At 58.7% G+C, this 6178-nt stretch carries 5 protein-coding genes and 1 pseudogene; 3 read left to right on the top strand and 3 right to left on the bottom strand.

Going from position 1 to position 6178, the window contains the following annotated elements; translation table 11 throughout:
* Window positions 1–136, bottom strand: a 136-nt coding sequence (locus NE850_RS39150) for an acyl-CoA dehydrogenase N-terminal domain-containing protein (protein WP_171916835.1), incomplete at its 3' end; no start/stop codon positions are given.
* Between the two features lie 382 nt (window positions 137–518).
* On the opposite strand from NE850_RS39150, the gene NE850_RS39145 reads away from it, so the two are divergent.
* Window positions 519–2156 (top strand): 3-(methylthio)propionyl-CoA ligase, encoded by a 1638-nt coding sequence (locus NE850_RS39145; protein WP_035516828.1) that lies wholly within the window; start codon window positions 519–521, stop codon window positions 2154–2156.
* Window positions 2157–2164: 8 nt separating this feature from the next.
* Here NE850_RS39145 and NE850_RS39140 read toward each other — a convergent pair whose 3' ends face one another.
* Both NE850_RS39140 and NE850_RS39135 read right to left on the bottom strand, forming a co-directional pair.
* Complete coding sequence (locus NE850_RS39140) at window positions 2165–3136, bottom strand: AraC family transcriptional regulator (RefSeq protein WP_007178362.1); 972 nt, start codon at window positions 3134–3136, stop codon at window positions 2165–2167.
* Window positions 3137–3470: 334 nt separating this feature from the next.
* Entirely contained in the window at window positions 3471–3929 is a 459-nt protein-coding gene (locus NE850_RS39135; protein WP_232064398.1) for a BON domain-containing protein, read from the bottom strand.
* 792 nt (window positions 3930–4721) lie between these two features.
* Between NE850_RS39135 and hpnI the strand changes: the two genes are divergently transcribed.
* Together hpnI and NE850_RS39125 are read left to right on the top strand one after the other, a co-directional pair.
* Entirely contained in the window at window positions 4722–5927 is a 1206-nt protein-coding gene (gene hpnI / locus NE850_RS39130) for a bacteriohopanetetrol glucosamine biosynthesis glycosyltransferase HpnI (protein ID WP_310700405.1), read from the top strand.
* A gap of 104 nt (window positions 5928–6031) precedes the next feature.
* A pseudogene (locus NE850_RS39125) lies at window positions 6032–6178 on the top strand (hopanoid biosynthesis associated radical SAM protein HpnJ); the annotation flags it as partial.

The raw sequence follows: 6178 nt of genomic DNA, 5'->3' as shown, positions 1-6178 counted from the left end.
GTTTCGCCGACTCTTCGAGCACGGCCTGCGCGGTGTCGAGGTTCGCGTCTTCGAAGCCCGGCAGCGTCGCGATGTGTTCGAGACCGGCCAGTTCTTTCATCACGAACAGCATGTCCTTGATGGGTGCGCTATACATCTCCGTCTCCTTGGTATGGATGTGCAAACATGCGGCCTGCCGTATGAAACCCGTAATCTCGGCCGTGGGCAGTGGCCCGGACGACCAATCCTACTGCCTCTCCTGCATGCGCCCGATGGCCAAACCTGCCGTTTCATTGACAAAATCTGCCGTTCTTTCATCGGCAGAACACGCAGACTCGCCCAAGCCCGGAATGGCAGATTCTGTCAATGAATCGGCCAAGCTTGCTAGTGCTCAATGAAGCGGGCCAATCTAGAATAGACTAAAGATGCAGCGTAACGCTGCCCTCAGCGATGCTCGCGGCTGGCTGGCCTTATTTGTCAGGCAGGCGATCAATACCTTCCAGAGCATCGCGAGTGAAGACCCTTCCGGAGACAAGCACATGGACCTGTTTGGCCAGATGATGTACGCGCCGTTACTGTTGTCGTCGTTGCTTCAGCAGGCGGCGCGGCACTCCAGCAAGGTCGAGATCGTGTCGCGCCGTGTCGAGGGCGATATCCACCGCTACACCTATCGCGACTGCCATATCCGCGCCATGCAACTCGCGAATGCGCTGACGGCGCACGGCATCGAAGCCGGTGATCGCATCGGCACGCTCGCATGGAACGGCTATCGCCACATGGAGTTGTACTACGGCGTGTCCGGTATTGGCGCTGTCTGTCATACCATCAATCCGCGGCTTTTCACTGAGCAGATCGCCTACATCATCAACCACGCGCAAGACCGGTTCGTCTGTTTCGACATGTCGTTCGCACCGCTTGTCGAGCAGATTGCTCACCAGTGCCCGCTTGTGGAGAAGTGGATCATGTTGTGCGACGAGCGGGCATTGCCGGAGACATTCCCTGTGCCGCTGCTGAGCTACGAGACGCTGATCGGCGCGCAGCCTCAGGAATTCGACTGGCCCCGGTTCGACGAACAGCGTGCCGCGGTTCTGTGCTACACGTCCGGGACAACCGGCAACCCTAAAGGCGTGCTGTATTCGCATCGCTCGCTCAGCCTGATGGCCTACGGGTCGGCGTTGCCCGACACGCTCTGTCTGTCCTCGACGGACACCGTCGCGCCTGTAGTGCCGATGTTCCATGTGAATGCCTGGGGTTTGCCGTTTTCGGCGCCGCTAGTGGGTGCAAAGCTCGTGCTGCCCGGAGCGAAACTCGACGGCGAATCGCTGTGGACGCTGTTCGAGCAGGAAGGCGTCACCTTTTCGGCAGGCGTGCCGACTATCTGGTTGGGCCTCGTCGACTACATGCGGCGTGCGGGCAAGCACAGCACGCACTTCAAGCGTGCAATCGTCGGGGGATCGGCGTGCCCGCCGCAACTGGCTTCGTCGTTGCGCGAGCTCGGCATCAAGGCCGTGCATGCGTGGGGTATGACGGAGCTGTCGCCGCTGGGCACGGTATGCTCGCCGTCGCATGACTACCAGGATAAATCCGCGGAGGAGCAGAAGTGCATCGACGCGAAACAGGGGCGCGTCGTGCCTGGCATCGATCTGAAGATAGTCGGGTCCGGCGGAGCGGAACTGCCGTGGGACGGAAAGTCGGCGGGCGATCTGATGGCACGCGGCCACTGGGTGCTGGATCGCTACTATGGCGCCGGGCAAACAGCACTGGAGGACGGCTGGTTTTCAACGGGCGACGTTGCGACGATCGATCCGGACGGCTATATGCAGATCACGGATCGAAGCAAAGATGTCATCAAGTCCGGCGGCGAATGGATTTCGTCGATCGAACTCGAACATGTGGCGATGTCTCATCCCGAGGTCGAATCAGCGGCTTGCATTGGTTGCGAGCATCCGAAATGGGACGAGCGTCCGGTGTTGATTGTAGTAAAGCGTGCCGGCAGTACGTTGAGCGCGCAACAATTGTTAGCGTACTACGAGGGCAAGGTCGCCAGGTGGTGGATTCCGGATGACGTTGTATTCGTTCCCGAGATGCCGCTGACCGCCACGGGGAAGCTCCAGAAACTGGTTCTCAAGCAGCGATTCGGACGGCATCTCGTCGATGCGGCGAAGCCATCGGCGTAGTCTTTGCGTCAAACCATCTTGCGGTATGCCTGTGGCGTGCTGCCCGTCCAGTGGCGGAACGCGCGGTGAAACGCGGTTGGGTCGTCAAAGCCGACCTCGTAGGCAATGACGCCGATTGCGTCCGCCGAACGCGTGAGACGCTGGATAGCGATGTCGCGGCGCAGTTCGTCCTTGATCGCCTGGAAGGTCGTCCCTTCAATCGACAGACGGCGGCACAGTGTTCTCACTGAGTAGTGCAGATCCTGTGCGACGATCGCAATCGTGGGAATTGCTGGAAGGCAACCCGCAATGTATTGGCGAACCTGGTGACAGACCATCTGTTCGGCAAACGACACGAAGATCCAGTCCTCCGGTGCACGCGCCAGAAACTTCTTCAGATCGGATTTGTGTTGCCGGATGGCCATGTCGAGATATCTGGCTTCAAACGACATGCAGGTCTGCGTACAACCGAAATGCACCGGTCCCGGGAACAGATAGAGGTGGTCGGTCTCTCGCGTTGGCCGCGGGAAATCGAACTCCACCTCGACCAGAGGGATTTTCTGCCCGATCAGCCAGGACGCCACACCATGCACGAGCTTCAACATCAACTCCTGCCCAAGCGCGTTCTGAAACTTGTTTGCCTCGTTCGCCACGAGTTCGATCCGGCAAAGCGAGTCATCGCGCCGCGACTTCACCGTGAAGTCGTCCAGAATCAGGTGGAAGAACTGGCCGAAGCGATGCATCGCGACATCCAGTCGAGGTGCGTCGAGCAGACTGAGGCAGAGATATTTGAGCGTGCCATTACGCAATGGCCGGCTGAAGATGCCGGGCATTTCGTCGTCGTATTCGGCTGCCAGCAGACGATACAGCGTTGCAAACTGCTCCTGCGTGACGCGCGCGCCTGGCCTATGCAGCAATGCATGCGGGATGCCGGACCGCTCGGCTAGTCTCTCAATGGCCACGGGGTCCGCACCGGCTAGAAAGCCGTTGACCAGTGACATTGATACGGTAGCTGAAAGCGAGTTCAAGGAGCAGGTACAGTTGCGCGCAACTGTTTGAGGAGGTTAGGCGTGGCTCATTCTGTCATAGGTTGGAACCGAATGCGAATGGGAGCGATGGCGGAGCCGGAATAGGCGCCTTGGCGGGCCGGAAGTGGCTTGAGGGAGATTTCGGTTCGGCGCCGCGGTTCAGCGGCGGCCGACACGCCGGTTGGTCCAGTGGCAATCGATCGCTCACTGGCGGGTTGTTCGGCGCAGGGGAAACACCGGGCAATCCGTACCTTGCAGTGTTCGTGCGGCGGCAGCGAAAAGATGATCTACCTGCTGCCGCGCAAGCTTAGTTACCGGGTTCGAAGACCTTCAGCTTATTGTCGACGCGCTGAACGCCGGCAGCGCCCTGCGCAACGGAGGCCGCGCGAGCGATCTGTTTTTCGTCCGGAGCGCTTCCGACCAGCGTCACGACGCCGTTTTTCGCGAGAATCGAGATTCCGGACGAGTTGAGTCCTTTGGTCGCAGTCAGGGCATGTCGAACATTTTTTTGCACCAGATGATTCTGGGCGCGACGTGCTTTCGCGCTGGACGGAGGAGCGCTTACGGCGGCGCTCACAGGGGCTGACGAGGCGATATCGTCGGACGCCGCGGTCTGCGCAAACACCGAAACCGAAATGATTGAAGCGACACACAATGTGATCGTCTGGACAACTGCTGATTTCATAAAAACTCCGGGAGAGCTTTGCAGGGTGAATATCGACAGCGCTTGTAACAAGGTCGCGCTTTCGTGGAAAGTTGCCTTCACATCATTAATGCACCGGGCGGGGCGCCGCATCTGGTAATCGTCATTCTAGGTGGATGGCTACTCTGTATTCGTTGATGTTGCAGGAAGGGACTGTTGACGAAACCTGAGTCAATTGGACGCTATCGTATCGAGAAGAATGTCTGAGTGCGGCTGCTTTCAGGAGGTCATTCGCACTTCGCGCGGCCGTCCGCTTTTGTGCGGAATTCAAAAAATCACTTTCAGCGACGCACGCGTTGGTGATCACGTCGACGTCTGGTCATGGCGGGAAGCCAGCCGGTGCTGGATCGATCTGTCAACCCGCCGCACCAGGTAATTCCAGGAAAAGTGTTTTAGCCGCTACGGCGTTTATTCAGAGCCATGCTGCATTTAATATGCGGTCGCGTCCCGCGTGGAGTGCCTGGATTCCTGGTGTCGGCATGACTCAAAGGATCTTGTAAGTGTCGTTCTGAATCAGCTGCCGAAAACACCTGCAACGCGATTGGCGCCGCATCTGGAGGCCTATTCCCACTCCTCGCCGAAGCCGCCAATAAGGCAGTTGAAAGAAGCATTGCTCAAGATCAATAAGAAAGGGAACGCGTCTATCTCACCATCACGAAATCCGATAAAAATTGATGTTGCCTTCCGATAGTCAGCATGCACTACATGCGTCCTGATCGATCCTTGATTGCCGATATCGAGTTGTCGAGTTGGCGATGAACGAATGAATGAGCGTGTGTTCTCGCGCGCTGGTAGCCGCGCCTCGATTCGTGCGTTGCGGCGCTCAGCGGTGGAAGTAGCATGAGGTACTGTTCGATGATGCACATTGTCTTGTCCGCTTGCCGGTGGCCGCTGGTAGTGCTGTGCTGCATGGCTACGCTATACGCAGTCGTTGCCGCGGTCGCGACTCCGTTTCTGCGCGCGACTCGCGCGAACAACAACCGGTTCCAGCCATATACTGGAACGGCCGACGGCGTCAGTGTATTGAAGCCTTTATGCGGTGACGAGCCGAGGTTGTATGAGAATCTCGCTACGTTCTGCGAGCAGACGCATCCACGCTTCCAGATTCTGTTCGGTGTGTCTTCGCCCGGCGACGCAGCCATTCCGGTTGTAAGGCGTCTGCAGGCTGCGTATCCATCGCGTGATATCGAACTCGCAATCGATTCGCGAGTACATGGCAGCAATCTGAAGGTGAGTAATCTCATCAACATGGCCGAGCGGGCCAAGTACGACGTGATCGTGATTGCGGACAGCGATATCGCAGTCAACCCCGACTATTTAAGTACTGTTTCAGCGCCGTTGGCCGATCCTGGAGTCGGCGTGGTGACATGTCTCTACGTGGCGCAGAGTGTTGGCGGTTTCTGGCCTCGTATTGGCGCGCTCTTTATTAACGAGTGGTTTGCTCCATCCGTGCGAGTGGCGCACGCAGTCGGCTCCCGCCGGTTTGGCTTCGGGGCGACGCTCGCGTTGCGGCGCGCTACGCTCGAGCGCATCGGCGGCTTCCATGCGCTGAAAGATTGCCTTGCCGACGACTACTGGCTCGCCGAGCACGTCCGCAACCTCGGACTTCGTACGGTGCTGTCCCCGGTGATGGTCGCGACCGACGTCATCGAACCGACATTCGCAACGTTGTGGCTCAGAGAAACGCGCTGGTTGCGTACGATCAGGTCAGTGAATCAGCCGGGCTTCGCGTCATTGTTCATTACGTTTGCTACGCCGTGGCTTGTATCCGGTGCATGGTTGGCGTTAGATTTTCGTTCGGGCGTGGTAGCGGGCGCGCATCCGTGGGCGGCAACGGCGATGGCGGTCAATTCGGCCGTTGGCGTGGCCGCGCGGATACTGCTTCACGCACGGGGCGCACGTCATTCGCGTTCGTTCTGGCGCGATCTGCCGCTCGTGCCGCTACGCGATACGTTATTGGCGTTGCAATGGCTCGCTGGAGCGTTTGGTTCGCATGTCGTGTGGCGTGGAGCGCGCGTGCCAGTTGCACCGTCCACTAACCCGATCAATCCTCAGTTATGAAGGCGCTGGATTTCACCGATGCATCCGATGGCCTCTGACATTACATACGTTTCGCGCCAGCGGCGCGAAAATTTCTTTATTGAACGCAAGTTGCCGGAGCAATCATGAAAGCGCTTTTCTTGCAGGCGCCGTCGTACGACGGCTTCGATGGTGGCGCGGGTTCGCGCTATCAGGCCAAACGTGAAGTCCGCTCGTTCTGGTATCCCACGTGGCTCGCACAGCCCGCCGCACTCGTGCCCGACAGCCGCGTG

This window comes from Paraburkholderia sp. USG1 (assembly GCF_031570135.1).
Classification (GTDB): Bacteria; Pseudomonadota; Gammaproteobacteria; order Burkholderiales; family Burkholderiaceae; genus Paraburkholderia; species Paraburkholderia dioscoreae.
This window is presented reverse-complemented; position numbering and strand designations above follow the sequence as displayed.